The sequence below is a fragment of the Nocardia sp. NPDC004654 genome (assembly GCF_040609595.1).
GTDB lineage: Bacteria > Actinomycetota > Actinomycetes > Mycobacteriales > Mycobacteriaceae > Nocardia.
Genome location: NZ_JBEXKI010000007.1, coordinates 64,479 through 81,238 on the forward strand (window position 1 = coordinate 64,479; position 16,760 = coordinate 81,238).

At 67.9% G+C, this 16,760-nt stretch carries 24 protein-coding genes; 18 read left to right on the forward strand and 6 right to left on the reverse strand.

Going from position 1 to position 16,760, the window contains the following annotated elements; genetic code table 11:
* Nucleotides 1-3 precede the first annotated feature (3 nt).
* The 6 genes from sufU (at nucleotide 4) to ABZV58_RS23470 (ending at nucleotide 3,199) form a co-directional block, all read left to right on the forward strand.
* Complete coding sequence (sufU, locus tag ABZV58_RS23445) at nucleotides 4-501, forward strand: Fe-S cluster assembly sulfur transfer protein SufU (protein ID WP_355002289.1); 498 nt, start codon at nucleotides 4-6, stop codon at nucleotides 499-501.
* Entirely contained in the window at nucleotides 494-865 is a 372-nt protein-coding gene (locus tag ABZV58_RS23450; RefSeq protein ID WP_355002290.1) for a metal-sulfur cluster assembly factor, read from the forward strand. The genes sufU and ABZV58_RS23450 overlap by 8 nt, the downstream gene beginning before the upstream one ends.
* A 147-nt stretch (nucleotides 866-1,012) precedes the next feature.
* Complete coding sequence (locus tag ABZV58_RS23455) at nucleotides 1,013-1,438, forward strand: DUF4189 domain-containing protein (RefSeq protein WP_355002291.1); 426 nt, start codon at nucleotides 1,013-1,015, stop codon at nucleotides 1,436-1,438.
* 138 nt (nucleotides 1,439-1,576) lie between these two features.
* On the forward strand, nucleotides 1,577-1,996 hold the full coding sequence (locus tag ABZV58_RS23460; protein WP_355002654.1) for a DUF4189 domain-containing protein: 420 nt from the start codon (nucleotides 1,577-1,579) through the stop codon (nucleotides 1,994-1,996).
* 175 nt (nucleotides 1,997-2,171) lie between these two features.
* Nucleotides 2,172-2,615 carry a DUF4189 domain-containing protein gene (locus ABZV58_RS23465; protein WP_355002292.1) on the forward strand — a complete coding sequence of 148 codons (444 nt, stop codon included), beginning with the start codon at nucleotides 2,172-2,174 and terminating at the stop codon, nucleotides 2,613-2,615.
* 74 nt (nucleotides 2,616-2,689) lie between these two features.
* Nucleotides 2,690-3,199, forward strand: a complete 510-nt coding sequence (locus tag ABZV58_RS23470; protein ID WP_355002293.1) for a GNAT family protein — start codon at nucleotides 2,690-2,692, stop codon at nucleotides 3,197-3,199.
* A gap of 4 nt (nucleotides 3,200-3,203) precedes the next feature.
* On the opposite strand, the gene ABZV58_RS23475 is transcribed toward ABZV58_RS23470, so the two are convergent.
* From ABZV58_RS23475 to ABZV58_RS23485, 3 genes are read right to left on the reverse strand one after another with little or no spacing between them, the layout of a single operon-like run.
* The gene (locus ABZV58_RS23475; protein ID WP_355002294.1) at nucleotides 3,204-3,866 is read right to left on the reverse strand and encodes a methionine ABC transporter permease; all 663 of its coding nucleotides are present in this window, start codon (nucleotides 3,864-3,866) and stop codon (nucleotides 3,204-3,206) included.
* A gap of 7 nt (nucleotides 3,867-3,873) precedes the next feature.
* Complete coding sequence (locus tag ABZV58_RS23480) at nucleotides 3,874-4,899, reverse strand: methionine ABC transporter ATP-binding protein (protein WP_355002295.1); 1,026 nt, start codon at nucleotides 4,897-4,899, stop codon at nucleotides 3,874-3,876.
* Nucleotides 4,896-5,735 carry a MetQ/NlpA family ABC transporter substrate-binding protein gene (locus ABZV58_RS23485; RefSeq protein ID WP_355002655.1) on the reverse strand — a complete coding sequence of 280 codons (840 nt, stop codon included), beginning with the start codon at nucleotides 5,733-5,735 and terminating at the stop codon, nucleotides 4,896-4,898. The genes ABZV58_RS23480 and ABZV58_RS23485 overlap by 4 nt, the downstream gene beginning before the upstream one ends.
* A gap of 373 nt (nucleotides 5,736-6,108) precedes the next feature.
* On the opposite strand from ABZV58_RS23485, the gene ABZV58_RS23490 reads away from it, so the two are divergent.
* From ABZV58_RS23490 to ABZV58_RS23500, 3 genes are all read left to right on the forward strand, one after another.
* Complete coding sequence (locus ABZV58_RS23490) at nucleotides 6,109-6,618, forward strand: hypothetical protein (RefSeq protein ID WP_355002296.1); 510 nt, start codon at nucleotides 6,109-6,111, stop codon at nucleotides 6,616-6,618.
* A 13-nt stretch (nucleotides 6,619-6,631) separates the two neighbouring features.
* Nucleotides 6,632-7,801, forward strand: a complete 1,170-nt coding sequence (locus tag ABZV58_RS23495; RefSeq protein WP_355002297.1) for a zinc-dependent alcohol dehydrogenase — start codon at nucleotides 6,632-6,634, stop codon at nucleotides 7,799-7,801.
* Between the two features lie 349 nt (nucleotides 7,802-8,150).
* Nucleotides 8,151-8,684, forward strand: a complete 534-nt coding sequence (locus tag ABZV58_RS23500; RefSeq protein ID WP_355002298.1) for an FHA domain-containing protein — start codon at nucleotides 8,151-8,153, stop codon at nucleotides 8,682-8,684.
* Nucleotides 8,685-8,741: 57 nt separating this feature from the next.
* On the opposite strand, the gene ABZV58_RS23505 is transcribed toward ABZV58_RS23500, so the two are convergent.
* The 3 genes from ABZV58_RS23505 to ABZV58_RS23515 all read right to left on the reverse strand — a co-directional run bounded on the left by ABZV58_RS23505 (nucleotide 8,742) and on the right by ABZV58_RS23515 (nucleotide 11,072).
* A complete protein-coding gene (locus tag ABZV58_RS23505; RefSeq protein WP_355002299.1) occupies nucleotides 8,742-9,404 on the reverse strand; it encodes a S1 family peptidase in 663 nt (220 codons plus the stop codon).
* Nucleotides 9,405-9,546: 142 nt separating this feature from the next.
* Entirely contained in the window at nucleotides 9,547-9,792 is a 246-nt protein-coding gene (locus ABZV58_RS23510; protein ID WP_355002300.1) for a hypothetical protein, read from the reverse strand.
* Between the two features lie 155 nt (nucleotides 9,793-9,947).
* Complete coding sequence (locus ABZV58_RS23515; RefSeq protein ID WP_355002301.1) at nucleotides 9,948-11,072, reverse strand: NAD-dependent epimerase/dehydratase family protein; 1,125 nt, start codon at nucleotides 11,070-11,072, stop codon at nucleotides 9,948-9,950.
* Between the two features lie 172 nt (nucleotides 11,073-11,244).
* Here ABZV58_RS23515 and ABZV58_RS23520 point away from each other — a divergent pair, with 172 nt between their 5' ends.
* The 9 genes from ABZV58_RS23520 (at nucleotide 11,245) to ABZV58_RS23560 (ending at nucleotide 16,600) form a co-directional block, all read left to right on the forward strand.
* Complete coding sequence (locus ABZV58_RS23520) at nucleotides 11,245-11,598, forward strand: hypothetical protein (RefSeq protein ID WP_355002302.1); 354 nt, start codon at nucleotides 11,245-11,247, stop codon at nucleotides 11,596-11,598.
* A gap of 185 nt (nucleotides 11,599-11,783) precedes the next feature.
* Nucleotides 11,784-11,951 carry a hypothetical protein gene (locus ABZV58_RS23525; protein WP_355002303.1) on the forward strand — a complete coding sequence of 56 codons (168 nt, stop codon included), beginning with the start codon at nucleotides 11,784-11,786 and terminating at the stop codon, nucleotides 11,949-11,951.
* A 91-nt stretch (nucleotides 11,952-12,042) separates the two neighbouring features.
* On the forward strand, nucleotides 12,043-12,576 hold the full coding sequence (locus ABZV58_RS23530) for a hypothetical protein (RefSeq protein WP_355002304.1): 534 nt from the start codon (nucleotides 12,043-12,045) through the stop codon (nucleotides 12,574-12,576).
* A 105-nt stretch (nucleotides 12,577-12,681) separates the two neighbouring features.
* Nucleotides 12,682-13,002 carry a hypothetical protein gene (locus tag ABZV58_RS23535; protein WP_355002305.1) on the forward strand — a complete coding sequence of 107 codons (321 nt, stop codon included), beginning with the start codon at nucleotides 12,682-12,684 and terminating at the stop codon, nucleotides 13,000-13,002.
* A gap of 229 nt (nucleotides 13,003-13,231) precedes the next feature.
* Nucleotides 13,232-13,846: a TetR family transcriptional regulator gene (locus ABZV58_RS23540; protein ID WP_355002306.1), complete on the forward strand. Its 615-nt coding sequence runs from the start codon at nucleotides 13,232-13,234 to the stop codon at nucleotides 13,844-13,846.
* Between the two features lie 391 nt (nucleotides 13,847-14,237).
* Complete coding sequence (locus ABZV58_RS23545; protein ID WP_355002307.1) at nucleotides 14,238-14,660, forward strand: hypothetical protein; 423 nt, start codon at nucleotides 14,238-14,240, stop codon at nucleotides 14,658-14,660.
* Nucleotides 14,661-14,662: 2 nt separating this feature from the next.
* The gene (locus tag ABZV58_RS23550) at nucleotides 14,663-15,088 is read left to right on the forward strand and encodes a DUF1360 domain-containing protein (protein WP_355002308.1); all 426 of its coding nucleotides are present in this window, start codon (nucleotides 14,663-14,665) and stop codon (nucleotides 15,086-15,088) included.
* 182 nt (nucleotides 15,089-15,270) lie between these two features.
* Entirely contained in the window at nucleotides 15,271-15,993 is a 723-nt protein-coding gene (locus ABZV58_RS23555) for an alpha/beta fold hydrolase (protein WP_355002309.1), read from the forward strand.
* 40 nt (nucleotides 15,994-16,033) lie between these two features.
* Nucleotides 16,034-16,600, forward strand: a complete 567-nt coding sequence (locus tag ABZV58_RS23560; protein ID WP_355002310.1) for a hypothetical protein — start codon at nucleotides 16,034-16,036, stop codon at nucleotides 16,598-16,600.
* The last annotated feature ends 160 nt before the right edge of the window (nucleotides 16,601-16,760 follow it).

Genomic DNA, 16,760 nt, shown 5'->3' on the forward strand with positions numbered 1-16,760 from the left:
GACATGCGCATGGAGCAGATGTACCAGGAAGTGATCCTGGACCACTACAAGCACCCGCACCACCGCGGGCTGCGGGAACCGTACGGCGCCGAGGTGCACCACGTGAACCCGACCTGCGGTGACGATGTGACCCTGCGCGTCCAGCTGGACGACAACGGCGATGTCGCCGACGTCTCCTACGACGGCCAGGGCTGTTCGATCAGCCAAGCCGCCACCTCGATCCTCACCGATCAGGTCATCGGGTTGCCGGTGCAGCAGGCGCTGAAGGTCGTCGACGCCTACAACGAGATGATCTCCAGCCGCGGCACGGTCGAGGGCGACGAGGACATGATCGGCGACGGCATCGCGCTGGCCGGTGTGTCCAAGTACCCGGCGCGGGTCAAATGCGCACTGCTGGGCTGGATGGCGTTCAAGGACGCCGTGGTCCGGATAACCTCCGCGGAAGAGACCAAGCGCACGATGGGCAGCGCCCTGCCGAAGAATGGGGAACGTCATGAGTGAGTCGACGCCGACGACGGAAACGGCCGAGCAGGTCGAACTCTCGGCCGAGGAGATCAAGCACCTCGAGGACATCGAGGAGGCCATGCGCGACGTCGTCGACCCCGAGCTGGGTATCAACGTCGTCGATCTCGGCCTGGTCTACGGCATCAAGGTCGAGAACGAGGTCGCCAAGCTGGACATGACGCTGACCTCGGCGGCGTGCCCGCTCACCGATGTCATCGAGGACCAGTCCCGCAACGCCCTGGTGCGCAGTGGTCTGGTCGAGGATCTCGAGATCAACTGGGTCTGGATGCCGCCGTGGGGGCCGGACAAGATCACCGAGGACGGCCGCGAACAACTGCGCGCCCTCGGTTTCACCGTATAACGCTCTTCGATATCGGGCCCGGATCGCGATGATCCGGGCCCGATTCGTTTCTAGCCCCGAGAAGGGTCGACTTTCGAACTTCCATGCCGTCGGCAATGATTGCGGGGGCTCCGATTCCGGGGCCGATCCGAACAGGAAGATAAATCGATGAGATTGATGGGTAAGGTCGGCTTCGCCGTCGCGGTGAGCAGCCTTGCGGTGGGGTCGGTGCTGGGTGCCGGTTCCGCGAACGCGGCGAGCTTGCACGCGGCGATCGCGGTGAACCCCAACACGTTGGTGTACGGGTTGAGTGTCAACGCGGCGAGCACCGCCGACGCCGACGCCGCGGCGATCGCCGACTGCGGCACGGACGGTTGCGAGGTGGCTGCCTCGTGGGCGAACGGCTGCGGTGTGCTGATGGAGAGCAACGACGCCGCCGTCGTGGCGACCGGCGCGACCAGGGCGGATGCCGAGCGCGCCGGCTACCAGAAGATCGCGGAGGTCACTCCGACGGCGTTTCTGGCCAACGTCGGCTCCGCCAATCTGAGCGGCGTGCGGATCATCGAGGCCGTCTGCACGGCGAACGCGCGCTGATTCGCCCGTGATCGTCCCCGACGTCCAGATCTGCTGGGGCCGTTGACGTTCGCGATCCGCTGAATATCTGGACAAACCGGGCACGCTCGGCAAGGATCTCCCCGTTATCGCTTCTGAAACGGGGAGATCCTGTTGTCTGTGCTGCGCAAGTCGGCTCTTGCCGTCGCCGTGTCCTCCACCGCCGCCCTCGGGGTCGTCGCCGCCGGTGCGGCCGAGGCGGCGCCCAAGCTCTACGGAACGCTGGCGTTCTCGCCGAGCACCGGCCGGGTGGTTGCCGCGATGGACCACCCCAGCCGCGTGCAGGCCGACGCCGCGGCCATCCGCGAGTGCAACGTCTACGACTGCGACCTGGTGCTGAACGTCGTCGACGGCTGCGGCGCCATCGCCCGCGGCGCCGACGGCCGGTTCGGCTGGGCCGCCGCGGGTTCCCGCGAGGAGGCCGAGCGGATCGCGGTGGCCTCGCTCGGCGAGAGCGCGCCGCCCTTCCCCGATCTCGGCAGCGCGTCCCCGCGGGCCGCGCAGGTTGCGGTGTCGGCCTGCACGAAGAATGTCGGCTGAGAGCGGTTCACATCGCTCGCGCGGCGCGGGACGTTCTCGAAATGAAATACTCACAGCGAGGGAACAATTCGTAGCCGAGCGCGCCACGATCGCGTTCCCGCGGCAAATTTGGACATTTACGAATTCGTGGACAATGATCTGACCCGAATCGTTTCTGAAACGGGGAGGAAATTCAATGTCGTTGTCGCGCAGTATCTTCGTGGGCGCGATCGCCGCGGGCGCGGTGGTCGCCGGTGCGGGGCCCGCCGCTGCCGAGCAGGCCGAGCCGTGGGAGACCCGGATCGGTGATCTCTACGGTGCCATGGCCATTTCGCGCAGCACCGGTGCGGTGTCCTACGCGGTGAACTACAACAGCCTCGCCGCGGCCGACGCCAACGCGATCGATGAGTGCGGCGCCCGCGACTGCCAGGTCGTCGTGCACTTCCGCAACGCCTGCGGCGCGGTGGCGCAGGGCGCCGACGGTCGCGTCGGCTGGGCCTGGGACCACACCAAGAGCGGCGCCGAGCGCGCGGCGATCCAGGTGCTCGGCCTCAGCGCGCCGCCGTTCCCGGACCTCGGCAGTGCCTCGCCGCGCCCGGCGAGCACGGTGCTCTCCGCCTGCACATCCAACGTCGGCTGAGGTCCGCTGCCCGCTTTGTGGCGAAATCTCCGGGATGTCGGTTGCCGAATCGTGATCTTGTTGACGATTATGGAGTGGTGCAGCTATCCGACGGCGTGATCGCGCTGCGACCGATCACGGTGGCCGATGCCGAGGCGCATCTGGCCGCCGCGGAGCCCGAGCGGGTCCGCGGGCTCGACGGCGGTCCCGGCACGCTCGAGAGCGTGACGGCCCACTTCGAGAAGTGCGTGGCGGACTGGGCCGCGGAGGGACCCGAGCGGATGTTCGCGATCACGGCGGAGAACGGGGCGGCCCTCGTCGGCACCCTGGATATCCGGACCGATCGGATCTACTTGGCGGCGGGCCAGGCCGACCTGTGGTTCGACATCTACCCGGCCTGGCGCGGCCGCCGTCTGGCCACCAGGGCGGTCATCCTCGGTTGCCGGTACCTGGCCAGCACAGGTCTGGCCGACGAGGTGGTGCTGCGGATCGATCCCACGCACGCCGCCTCGGTCGGCGTGGCCCGCCGGGCCAGGTTCCACTACCTGCGTAGCAGCGACGAACCCGGCGTCGGCCCGCTCGACTGGTACATCCAGGCCCTCTGACCGGTTACCTGCGCAGCACCTTGTGCGCCAGCCAGTTGCCGAGGAACTGGATGCCCTGCACGCCCGCGATGATGATCAGGGTGGCGACCAGGGTGACCTGCCAGTCGAAGCGCTGGTACCCGTACACCAGGGCGAAATCGCCGAGCCCGCCGCCGCCCACGATGCCCGCCATCGCGGACATGTCGACGATCGCGATCACCACGAAGGTGTAGCCGAGAATCAGCGGACCGAGCGCCTCCGGGACGAGCAGCGTCAGAATGATCCGCAATGGTCCCGCCCCGACCGCCCGCGCCGCCTCGATCACGCCGGGATCGACGGTGACCAGGTTCTGTTCCACGATCCGGGCGATCCCGAACGAGGCCGCCACGATCATCACGAAGGCGGCCGCCTCGGTGCCGATCGTGGTGCCGACCACCTCCAGCGTCACCGGCCCCAGCGCGGCGAGGAGGATGATGAACGGGATCGGCCGCACGATGTTGACCACCACGTTGATCAGCACGTTGACCGGCGCGTTGGCCAGCAGTCCGCCCTTGCGCGTGGTGTACAGGGCGGTGCCGAGAAAGAGCCCGATCAGCCCGCCCACCACGAAAGTGATCAGCACCAGGTAGACGGTGGTGCCGATCGCCTCGGTCAGCACCGGCCGCAGGCGCTCCCAATCCGTGTGCACGGTCCGCTCACCTCCGTTCCAGTTCGTCGATCACCTTCGCCACCGCGTCGTCCGGCCCGTGCAGGGCCAGCGTGACGCTGCCGAAGGTCTTGTCCTGGAGCGTGCTCACCCCGCCGTACACGACCTCGAACCGCACGTCGGCGTGCGCCGCGCCGGTCAGTGCCGCGCCGAGACCGCGCTCGTCGTCGACGTCGACGGTGACCAGGGTGCCGCCGTGGCGTTCGCGCAGCCGGGCCAGTTCGCCGGAATCGGGCCGGTTGTGCAGCACGGTGCCGACGAACGACTTGGTAGGCGTGGCGCGCGGCGCCGCGAAAACATCGAAGGTCTCGGCCAATTCGACGATCCGGCCCTCGGCGAGCACCGCGACCCGGTCGGCCACCGCGCGGATGACATCCATCTCGTGGGTGATCACCACGATGGTGACGCCGAGTTCGCGATTGACCTTCTTCAGCAGGCGCAGCACCTCGCCGGTGGTCTCCGGGTCCAGCGCCGAGGTGGCCTCGTCGGCCAGCAGCAGCGCGGGCGAAGTCGCCAACGCCCGCGCGATGCCGACCCGCTGCTTCTGCCCGCCCGAGAGCTGGTCCGGATAGCTGCGCGCCTTCTCCGAAAGGCCGACGAACTCGAGCAGTTCGGCGACGCGCGCCTTGCGCTCGGCCCGCCGCCACCCGGCGATCTTCAGCGGGTACTCGACGTTGCCCGCGACCGTGCGGGAGCGGAACAGGTTGAACTGCTGGAACACCATGCCGATATCGCGCCGGATCCGCCGGACCCGGGCTTCCGGTACATCGGTGATCGGTGTGCCGGAAACCAGGACGGTGCCGCTCGTCGGCTTCTCCAGCGCGTTGATCAGACGCACCAGCGTGCTCTTGCCCGCGCCGGAATAGCCGATGACGCCGAAGATCTCGCCGCGCTCGATCCGCAGATCTATGCCGTCGAGTGCGACATGGCGGTCGGCGCCCTTACCGAAAACCTTGGCGACGCCGCGGAATTCGACTGCGGCCGCGCGCTCGTCCGGCTCGGTCGCCGAACTCACTTGCCGTCGCGGATGGTCTGCTGCACCCGCTGCAGGATCTGTTCCAGCTCCGGTGCGGGGCGGGTCACCTCGACCGCGGTGTTCTTGGTCGACTCCGCGTGCGCCGCTTGCACTTCCGGGTCCTTCCAGACGTCGACCACCTGCTTGTAGAGCGGGTTGTCTTTGTCCTCGGCCCTGGTGACGATGACATTGATGTACGGCTCGGCCGCCGGATTCCTCGGATCGTCCTTGTACAGCGCCGAATTCGGGTCGATGCCGGAGCGCTCCAGGAAAGTGTTGTTGATGACCGAGCCATCCGTCGAGGCCAGCGACAGCGCCGTCTGCGCCGCGTCGACCGGCGTCACGGTGACCTTGGACGCGGCCTTGTCGATGTCGGCGGGGGAGGGCTGGCGGCTGTCGCCGGACAGCTTCAGCAGTCCGGCGGCCTGCAGCACGAACAGCGCCCTGGCCTGATTGGTCGGGTCGTTCGGGATGGCGATCTGGCCGCCCTGCGGGATGTCGGCCAGCGATCGGTGCTTCTTCGAGTACAGACCGAGCGGCACGATGTAGGTGGAGCCGATCGGGGTCAGCGTGTCGTTGTTGGACACGTTGTACTGGCCGAGGAACTGCAGGTGCTGAAACAGGTTGACATCGATCTGCCCCTGCGCGAGCGCGAGATTCGGCTGCTGGTAGTCGGAGAAGTTGGTGATCCGCAGGGTGATGCCCTGGTCTTTCGCCTTGCGCTCGAAGACGTCCCAGACCTGATCCCGGTCGGTGGTGCCGATGCGCACCACTGTCCCGGAGGACGCGTCGTCGGTGCCGCACGCCGTCAGGGTGAGGGCCGCGGTGGCTACCAGGACCGGGATCGCCAGTACCCGATGGAATTTCACTCGTGCTCCCGAATGCTCGTCGCAAGGTGGCGGGGCAGCGCGTCGTCGCCGTCCCGCCTTTTCTGAACCCGGCAATCCAAGCGGCGCGGCACGGTGACCGACAAGGATTTCGCTAGTGGTGAGCGGAACCCTCGCGCAAAGTTGGACAGTCGTCTAGTTTGACTGTCGACCGAACCTCGCGCGTCGGGTGCGGGCGGCGGACCGCCGTGAGGGGGCGGTCCGCATCGGCCGCGGGACCGGTGACGTGCTGTGTTTGCCCGGGGACTCGTCGGGTAGGCGGTCGGGGAAGCGCACCAGGGATTCCGGCTCTCGACCCGCAGACCGCTCGAAGGGACGTCCCATGCACTACGTCGACACGGCCAAAGGGCAACTGACCGAACTCGTCGAGAAATTTTTCGAATCCGCCAGCCGGACCGGACCCAGCCGGACGGTGACGATCTCCCGGTCGCGGGCCGAGGTCGAACGGTTCTGGCGCGACGCGGACAACCTGTCCCGGGTGCTCGGCGATCTCGGCGACGTCCGCGCGACCGGCCCCGCCGCCTACGAATGGACGCTGCTGCGCGGTGACGACGAGGCGCTGACCTGGCAGACCACACTGGTGACCGAGGCGGACGGCCTGCGTTTCGTCGGCGCCGCCCCCGACGGCTCCGCTCGCGAGCGTGGACCCGAGATCGGCTTGTTCTTCGCCGACGCGCCGCACGGCCTGGGCACCGAGGTGACGATGCGCGCGTCGGCGCCGGTCCCCGGTTTCCTGATCGGACCCGCGGCGTTCAAGGCGCTCTACCGTGCGCGCGCACTGCTGCAAACCGGTGAGCTGCCCACCCTCGAACACAACCCCAGCGCTCGCTGACCGAGGAGACGACATGCGCGCACTCTGCTGGAACGGCGTCGACGACCTGGCGGTGGAGACCGTCGACGAGCCGAGGCTGGTCAATCCGCACGACGCCATCGTGCGAGTCCGGCTGACCACCACCTGCGGTTCGGACCTGCACTTCATCGACGGCTACCTGCCGGGCATGCGCGAAGGCGATGTGTTCGGCCACGAGTTCATGGGCGAGATCGTGGAGGTCGGCAAGGAGGTCGTCGCGCGTTCGGTCGGCGAGCGGGTCGTCGTACCGTCCTTCATCGGCTGCGGCTCGTGCTGGTACTGCGACAACGACCTGTACTCGCTGTGCGACACGACGAACCCGAACGCCGAGCTGCAACAGCCGATCTTCGGCTATCCGACCGGCGGCATCTACGGGTACACCCACCCGTTCGGCGGCTATCAGGGCTCGCACGCGCAGTACATCCGGGTGCCGTTCGCCGACGTCAACTGTTTCACCGTCCCCTTCGGGGTGACCGACGAGCAGGCGCTGTTCCTGTCCGACGCGGTGCCGACCGGGTTCATGGGCGCCGACTTCTGCGACATCTCGCCCGGCGACACGGTCGCGGTCTGGGGGAGCGGCGGCGTCGGGCTGATGGCCGCGCACAGCGCCCGGCTGCTCGGTGCGGAGCGCGTCATCGTCATCGATCGGCTCCCCGAACGGCTCACCCTGGCGCGCGAGAACATCGGCGCGGAGACCATCGACTACACGGCGGTGGGCAGCGTGCTCGACGCGCTGCGCGAAGGCACCGGCGGGCGAGGACCGGACGCCTGCATCGACGCCGTCGGGATGGAAGGGCACGGCACGGGTCTGCAACAGATCTACGACCGCGCCAAACAACTGCTGCGCATGGAGACCGATCGCGCGACGCCGCTGCGCGAGGCGATCCTCGCCTGCCGCAAGGGCGGGACCGTCGCCGTGCTCGGCGTCTACGGCCTCACCGACAAGTTCCCGATGGGCGCCGTGACCAACAAGAACCTGACCATCCGCACCGCGCAGCAGCACGGGCAGCGGTACGTGCCGCGATTGCTCGACTACGTCCAGCGCGGAGAACTCGACCCGACATATCTCATCACCCACGACATGCCGCTCGAGGATGCGGTGACCGGATACGACCTGTTCAAGAACAAGCGGGACGGCTGTGTCCGAGCGGTCTTCCGTCCGTGAGTTCGGCACGCCGGCACGTTGTCACACCGGTGGTCCGGCTGACGAGTAGAAATCGAGCCTCGGGCGGAAAATAGCCCCCTGGTTGCCGCACGCGAGTAGCTCGCCGCGTGCATTCAGCCGTGAAAGAGCGCATTCTGTGTTATGGGTCGGGTGCTCGTAGTCATGACGTACTTCGGAACGGGAACTACGCATCATGTCCACGCCACAGGGACAAAAAGCGCTGGGTAACGGATCGTACTCGGCAGCATACGAGCGTGCGCGGCGACAGCCGGCCGGTTGTGCCACGCTGTCCCACCGGGACCGGCACGGGGGCTGGCGTGAGATTCCACTCGATCACGGCGCGACCCGGATGACGATCGGGCGGTCGGACGCCGCGGACATCATCGTGGCGGCCGACGCGACGGTTTCGCGCCTGCACGCCATCATCGAGCGAGTGGGCGGCTGCTGGGTCGTGATCGACAACGGTCTGTCGATGAACGGGACTTTCGTCAACGGCGAGCGCGTCGGCGGATTTCGGAAGCTCGAGTCCGGCGATTCGGTGCGCCTCGGGAAATCGGTGTTCGTCTTCACCGACGGCCAACCGTCCGACGACGGGAAAACGGTCGTCCAGATGCGGCTGCCGACCCGGAATGCACTGACCGAGGCACAGTATTCGATTCTGGCGGCGCTGTGTCGCCCGTATGATTCCGAGACCGCGTTCACCTACCCCGCGTCGAACTGTCAGATCGCCCAGGATCTGTGTCTCAGCGTCGCCACGGTGAAAACCCATATGCGAGCGCTGTTCAAGATATTCGACGTCGAAGCCCTGCCGCCGAATCAGAAACGGGTGTTCCTGGTCGAACGTGCCATCGAGAGTGGCGTGATCGACTATCACGATCGGTAGGGCTGCGGAGTACCGGCGCCGCGTGCGCAGCGGCGACTCCTTTCGGCGCGATGGACCTCAGATCGGGTCGAAACCCACGCCGACGCCACCGCGTGCGTCGATATCGGCGATGATGGCGGCCATGTTGCCGCCCAGCTGCGGTCCGAGGCACGGCACGTACAGGTAGCCGTTGACCATGCCGACCAGCGTTGTCCCGACCACGATCGGCCCGCCGGAGTCGCCGGGCAGGACGCAGATCTGGGTCCAAGCCCAGTTGTTGGTCTCGAACACGTCGCCGTAGGCCAGACCGCAGGTCTGGCCCGTGGTGTAGCCCTGCTTACAGGCGATTTCCGGAAACCGCACCGGCCCGCCCACCGCGGTGATCGTCGTATTTCCCACGCGATTCACGGGGACGACTCGGTCCGGATCGAACTCGATGACGGCGTAGTCCATATCCGCGTTCGTGAAGGCGAAGGTGCCGACTACGCCGGCGTCACGGTTGGCCTCGGCGGTGATCGAGGTACCCGCCGCATCGCAGTGACCCGCGGTGAGACCGACCAGCCGACCCGCGGCGTCGTGCCCGATCGTGGTGAGCGTGCAGACGCCCTGGTCGCCGACGACGATGCCGGAGCCGCCGCCGAGCACCGCCGGGGCCGCGGCATGCGCGATGCCTGCTTGCGCCCCGGCCGGCAGCACGCCTGCCGCGAGTGCGAAGACGGCCACTGCGAGTTTCCTGAACATAGTCCATCCCATCGCTGGGGCCGCGATGCTCCCGTGCGGCGCTATTGACGTTGGCACCTCCTCGAGCACTACTGCTACAAGTCACCACACCACAGGAGTGTGTGACGCGCGGCGTTTTCGGCATTGTCGCGTTGCGATTACGTCATGCGAGGCAGATGCCCGTACCGAACGGGAAGATCGGCGGTACGAAGCAGACCCACCACAGGAATGGGTTCCACCACAGCAGAGCCGGCTCGACCTCAGCGGGAACTTGGTCGGAGGCGGGCGCCACCTGAACGGGCACAGGGGGTTCGACGGCCGGGGCCGAGGTCGCAACGCCTGAGCCGAGGGCGATCATAGGTGCGATCGCTACCGCTGCGACGGCTGCGCGCATTTTGGTTGATTTCATGATCTTTCCTTCAACTGAGCGCTTTTCGGGACACCCGGAAGGCGTCCCGGAATGACACCACCAACTCTTCTCGCAGACCGCGCGGAAGATCTTCCACCTGCGGGTTGGAAATGCTCAGACCTCGGGTTGGAGTGCCCGTCGCTGTTCGGAAACGGCTACACCCTGTTCGTCACCGAACGGGGTGGTCGCGTCCGAGCGGTCTTCCGGCTGTGTGCGGGAGCGGGGGAGGGGAACGCCTGGGTCTGATGGGTGGGGTGCCCAAGTCGGGATCGCGCGCGAGCGGGCGCGAGCGGCGGGCTGTCTCCGGTTCGGCGCGTGCGAAGTCCCTCGGCGAGTTCGGCGGCGACCGCATCGGCCGGGTGACGCGGTGCCCAGCCGAGTTCCCGGCGCGCCTTGGCCGTGTCGATCAGGCACGCCCTGTCGGCGAGCTCGAGCCAGCCCGGATGCAGCGGCTGTACGCCGAGTCGCCAGCTCGCCCACGCCGCGGCGGTCAGCGCGGGCAGCGGCACCGGAAAGCGAAATCCGCCGAAGGTGGCGGCCAGTTCGGCGGTTCTCAGCACCGGCTCGGCGGCCAGGTTGTACGGGCCGCTCGCCTGCCGGATCAGGATCAGCCGGAGTGCCGCGGCGACGTCTTCGCTGTGCACGAGCTGCAACCGCAGGTCCTTCCACAGCGGGATCGGTAGCCAGCGGCGACCGATCAGGGTGCGCGGCAGCCACGGACTCAACGCCCAGTCGGCGAGTTCGGCGGCCGCGTCGGCCTGCGTCACGCCGCACGGCCGGATCCGCGCGACCCGCACGCCGGGGTGCTCCACCGCGAAACCGTCGAGCAGCGCTTCGAGCACCGCTTTGCCCCGGCTGTAGGCGCTGCCGGGAACCCCGCTCGACGGCCACGCCTCGTCGACCCGCTGCCAGCGCGGCGCGGGCGCGTACGCCGCAACCGAGGACGCGCACGTCAGATGCCGCACGCCGCAGTCCGCAACGGCCCGTAGCACATTCGCGCTACCGGCCAGATTCGTCCGCTCCATCAGCGGCTCCCCGCTACGTGGATGGATCGCCCACGCCAGATGCACCACCGCGTCCGCGTCCGCGAACGCCTCGCGCAGCACCCCGACGGCCCCCGGCGCACCGATATCGCACCGCACCCAGCGGGCCCGCGCGTACGGTCCGCGCTCCGCGGGCGGTCGGCGAACGACACCGACGATCTCCCAGTCCTCGGCGCACAGCGCCCGCAGCAACGCGGTCCCCACATTGCCGCTGGCCCCGGTGACGACAACCTTCACCAGCCGCGTCCTTCGAAGCTTCGTCCGGACATGCCCCCGCCATACCCGCAACCGCACGAGTCACACGATCGGCTCCGCGTCGACAGTGTCGCGGACCTCGGTCCGAGTACTACGGTCACTTCGACACCGCCGAGGACGCCGTGCAGGAGGCCATGCTCGCGGCGGCGACCAAGTGGCCCGTCGACGGCAGGCCTCGACCTACGCCGAGACCGACTGGCCGCAGATCACGCTGCTCTACGAGCGGCTGCTGCGGCTGGTCGACAATCCGATCATCGCGCTGAACCATGCCGTCGCGGTCGCCATGGCGGTCGGACCGCGAGCCGGTCTGCGGCTGCTGGACGAGCTCGCCGCCGACGAGCGCCTGCGCGCCGACCATCGGGTGCCCGCTGTGCGCGCCCACCTGCTGGAACTGCTCGGCGACGACGCGGCCGCGCGCGAGTCCTATCTGCGCGCGGCCCGGCAGACCACCAGCCTCCCCACCCAGCGCTACCTGTACGCCCGCGCCGCCGCCCTGACCGCCGACTGAGCGGACCGCTACTCCGGAATACGCTCGGCGTACTCCGCCTCGAGCCGGGCGGAGGTGGACCTGTTCACCCACCTGCTCCAGCGTGAACGTCACCTCGGATCTGTCACCCCAGGTGAACGACAGCAGCCGCGGCGGCTCCCAGGCCAGGACCTCGCCCCGCATCCCTAACAGCTCCAAGATGTTGGGTGAGCTTGCCGACCATGTCCTGGCGTCGCGAGAGCGGTGCCGAGCGGGATCTTCTCCGCCTTCGGCCGGCCCGAATGCCGATCGAATTCCGCTGTTTCGCGGACCTTGGCCGCGAGGTGAGCCAGGTCGGCGATGTCGAGGAACTGGTCGACGTGGGTGAGGATTAGGATCCTGCGGTATGGCCCGCGGACGATCCACCGGCATCGAAACCCGGCGAGCCACAACGAGATTGCCCGACGTGCCCGCTTGGAGAACGCATTGAACAGCCCGTACTCACCTGTCGAGGAGCTCAACCTGCTGATGGAATTGCAGGACAGGCTCGGTTACGAGAATTACGCCGACGGGTTCGGTCTCACGGACTTCGGTGACATCTCGGGCCTGGTGGCGGGCTGGTCGAAAGATCCGGAGTTCACCGACCGGCTGATTCCGTTCGCGCAGGCCAACGGTTCCGGTTCGTTCTACGCGCTGTGGCGCCTCGACGACCGGGCCGATCTGGCGACGCTGCCGGTAGTCGTCTTCGGAGACGAGGGCGGTCAGCACGTCGTCGCTCGCCACGTGCGGGAGTTGTTCCAGCTCCTCGGCTTCGACTCGGAGATCCGAGTCGACTGGAAAGAGGTGTACTTCTATCGCGAGGAGGACGAGGCGCACCGCGACTGCCACGACGAGTTCGTGGCGTGGCTCGACGAGAACTTCGGCCTGCCCCCGGCGGAGGACCCGGCAGCCGTACTCGCGGCGGCGCAAGCGGAGCTGGGGGAGCGGTTCACCGACTGGGCGAAGCCGTTCCTCTCCTGAATCCTTCCTGGCCCCTGAGTGCTTGCGGCCGAAGGGTATTCGCGACGCTCCTGGACACCGTACGATTCGTCGAGGACTCCCGCTGAGCAGATCGGTAGCACCACAATGATTCTCGCGACCGCCATCGACGTTCTGGCGCAAGTCGGCAACCCCACTCCGGAGCCGCCGCCCGATTCGGACAGATACCTGCAACTCGTCCGGTATCTGATCTGGTTCGCCATCCTCGGCGCGGTCGCGCTGGTGGTGATCGGTATTCCGCTGATCGTCGTGTTGGTGACCCGCCGGTCCAACCGTCGCGCACCGGGTGGGCCGGGGGCGGGCCCGGGCTACGGCGGCCCGCACCAGCCGGGGCCGGGCGGTCCCGGCGGCGGTGGTCCGGCGGGTGGTGGATGGGAGGGCTACGGTGGCGGTGGTCCGAGGGTCTGAGCGCCAGCCGTCGTCGACCCTTCGAGACCGGTGCGACCAGCCCACCGCGATGTCCGACAGCGGTAGCCGGTCGCACCATCGCCGAACCGGTCGGCGGCCCGGCCGTGATGGCGACGGCGGATTCATGTCTCGAGCACCTGTTCTGTAGTTTTACGGGGCAGCGGTTGGGCGTGACGGCCGAGGCGCACATATTCGGCCGCTCGGTCGCAATAGGGAGGAATTTCGAAACATGGCGCGCACCAAGGAATTCGACCCAGACGTCGTCTTGGACCTCGCCATGGATCTGTTCTGGCAGCGCGGGTTCGAAGCGACCTCGATGTCCGATCTGGTCGAGCATCTCGGCATAGGCAAGGCCAGTATCTACGCTGCCTTCGGCTGCAAGCGCTCACTGTTCATCAAGGCGCTGCAACGCTACCTGCAACTCGCCGACGAGCGGCTCACCGGCGCGCTCTCGCGTCCGGGCCCGGCCGTACCCGCCCTTCGAGCGCTCATCGCTCACTTCGTCGCCGAAGCCCGCGACGAACACCGCTACCTGGGCTGCCTGGTGTCCAATACCGCCGTCGAACTCGCCGACCGAGACCCCGAAATCGCCGCGCTGATCGAATCGGGTTGGGCAAGCTGGGAAGATACGTTCACTTCGGCGTTCACGCGCGCCCATGCGCAGGGCGAACTGGCCGCCGACCGCGATCCACGTGCGCTGGGCCGTTTCCTGCTGGTCTTCCTCCAAGGCGTCTGGGTCTTCGAACGCACCCCCAACGCCGCCACCCGCCTGCAAGAGGCCAGCGAAATGGCCGCGGCGTACCTGTTCGATCACCCCGCACCAGCTCCACTGGCCCCGCACTAGCTCCATCGGCTCGGAGGGGAGCCGTCGCACCTTTCGAGCCCGCGACGTGGAGCCAAACATCCCATCAATCAGCTGACCGCGGGAAATCCCGGTCGAACCCGGGTCGATGGCTCGGCGCCGTCGCGTCCGCATATTCGCGGCGATCGTGGGTAGGCGGCAACTGATCAGCGATTCGCGAGACCCGAGGAGGTGATCGCGATGCCCGGTATGTGCGAGCGGATGATGGACATGTTCATGGGTCTGCTCAACATGCTTCCCGGCATGCCGATGATGATGTGATCACTGGAAAAGTCGGCCTCCAGGGCGGATCAGCACCCTGGAGGTCGTTGCCCGACCGAATGCCCGATTCCCAAGTCGACATCCCTTCCCGACTCACCTCGAGGAGCACATCATGGGTATCGCAGCACTGATCACCTGGCTGTTGACCGCAGGCGGCGGCGCGGTCCTGCTCGGCACCTGGATCGCCAAGGGCGGCGCGCGACAGCCAACCGCCAGCCATCTGCCGCCGCCGGTCGTTTTCGGTCACTTCCTGCTAGCCGCGGCTGGCCTCGTCGTCTGGATCATCTACCTGGTAGTGGACTCGACGGCGCTGGCCTGGATCGCGTTCGCCCTGTTGGTGCCCGTCGCCGCCCTCGGATTCGCCATGCTGTTGCGCTGGCTGCCGGTCTATCGCTCCCGCACCGCCGCCGCGGCCGAGGTCATCGACTCCGCTCCGCCGGAACGGCACTTCCCGGTCCCGATCGTGGCCGCGCACGGGGTACTGGCCGTCACCACGGTCGTCTTGGTCCTGCTCACCGCCCTGGGTGTCGGCTAGACATGATGTACGCGCTCACCGTGATCGCGGTGGCGATCCTCGGCAGGCTCACCCACCGGAGACTTCCGGAGGCCATGAGTGTGCAGGACCTGGTGACGACCGCGTTCGCGGCCCACAAGCTCTCCCGCACCGTCACCAAAGACGCTGTCGTCGCACCGCTTCGGGCCCCGTTCACGCGCCCGGCCGGCAACGGCGGCCCCGGCGAGGTGATGGAGCGCCCCAAAGCCGAGGACGGCGTCGCGCGCGGCATCGGTCAGCTGCTGACGTGCCCGTTCTGCTTGGACGTCTGGGTGGTGACGGGCTTCACCGTCGGCCACGTCTTCGCGCCGCGCGCGACCCGAATGATCGGTGAATCCCTGGCCGTACTCGCCGGTGCCGACTTCCTGCACCTCGCGTACGCGACCGCCCAGCAGATCGCCGAGCAGTAGACGCTCGATGGGGTCCAGCGGCTCGGCCGCGGCCTGGCGCCGCGGTGCCTGCCTCGGCGCTACGGTCGGACCGCGACAGCGGACAAGCCTGCAAGCGGCAGACACGTCGGTGACTCGCGGCGACGGCGGCGTGTGTCCATTACTGTCCCCAGGGCACCCCGGCCCCTCGAGGAAGCAGGTCGATGGACACCGTGCGAAGGCTGCTCGTCTGTCTGGTTTCGGTCGCGCTCGGTCTCGGCGTTGTGGGCGGACCCGCCGCCGCCGAGCCGGTGCCCGGTGCCGCGCGGAACCCGGTCCTGGTGATCGGCGGGTTCGACGCGAACGTCGGCAAGCTCGAGACCCTGCGGGCCTGGTTGGGCTCGCGCGGCTACACCGCGTACGCGATGGTGCTGCCGGGCACGCCCGCCGCGACCGCGCCGCTGGTCGACTCGGCGCGCGCCGTCGCGGACAAGGTCGCCGAGATTCGTCGCGAAACGGGTTCGGCGCGAGTGGATCTCGTCGGCCACTCGATGGGTGGTCTGGCCCAGCGTCACTACGTGAAGTTTCTCGATGGGCGCGCGGCGGTGGGCATCTACCTCGACTTCGGCACGCCGGAAAACGGCGTGGCTCTCGCGGTGCTGTGCGCACCGTTCTACCCGGGCTGCCGCGACCTGACCCCTGGTTCACCGTTCCTCACCGCGCTCAACGCCGCACCGGCGATTCCCCCCGACCTCCCCGCCTACCACCTGTTCTCCGAGGACGCGGGCGAGGAACGCGAACCGCTGCCCGGCGCGACGAACGCGAGCGTGCAATCGTTCTGCCCGGGCCGCCGGGTGACGCACGCCGACGAACCGATCGACGGCGCCTTTCAAGAGTTGATCGACAGCGCGCTGCGCGGCGAACCCCTGGCCACCGGCTGTCCCTGAGCTGTCGAAAGATGTCCGAAGCCGCTTCTACAATCCCCGCGTGACGCTTACCCTCGCCGACCTCGTCGGCTACACCGATCGTGACCTCGACGCCGACCTGGCGCGGTGGTTTCCCGATGCGACTCCCGTCCAGGTGCCGGAGGAAACCCCGCCGGTGGCAAGGTTTCTCGCGCGCCTCGCGCCCACGGACGCCGCGGCGCTGGCTGCGCTCGACCGCCGGGTGCGCTCGGGCCGCTTGCCGCAGTTCTTGGACATCTTCTCCTGGTCCTACGGTTTCGACTTCGGCGGAAACGATTGCGGGCTCCTCGATTCGGACTACACCACCGAGCTCACCGACGACGACGTCTACTCGATCGGCGCGGACGGCGGCGGCAATCTGTACGTCGTGCTCACCAATGGTCAAGTGGCCGTGTGGTTTCACGAAGAGGAGGTGCTCGAGGGCGGCACCCGCTTCGACAACCTCGATGTCTTCCTCTGGTCGTTCGTGCGCTACCGCGCCGTGCGCGCGGGGAAACTCGCGCTCTCGGCCGTGGAGGCGGACTTCGTGGCGCTCGGCCAGGACGGCGCGCTCGAGCCGAACCTCGGCCTGCTGAAATACATGAAGTAGGTACGCCCGTTTGTGCGCAACGACCCGGTGAATCTATAGTGGTCGCAATCCGATTGGTGCTCCCAAGAAGTACAGCCGCAGAACGGGAGACCACGCCTCGATGATCCAGGCGATGGAGTGGGCGGTGCTGTTTGCCCACCCATTTTTCTGGAGGAATCCC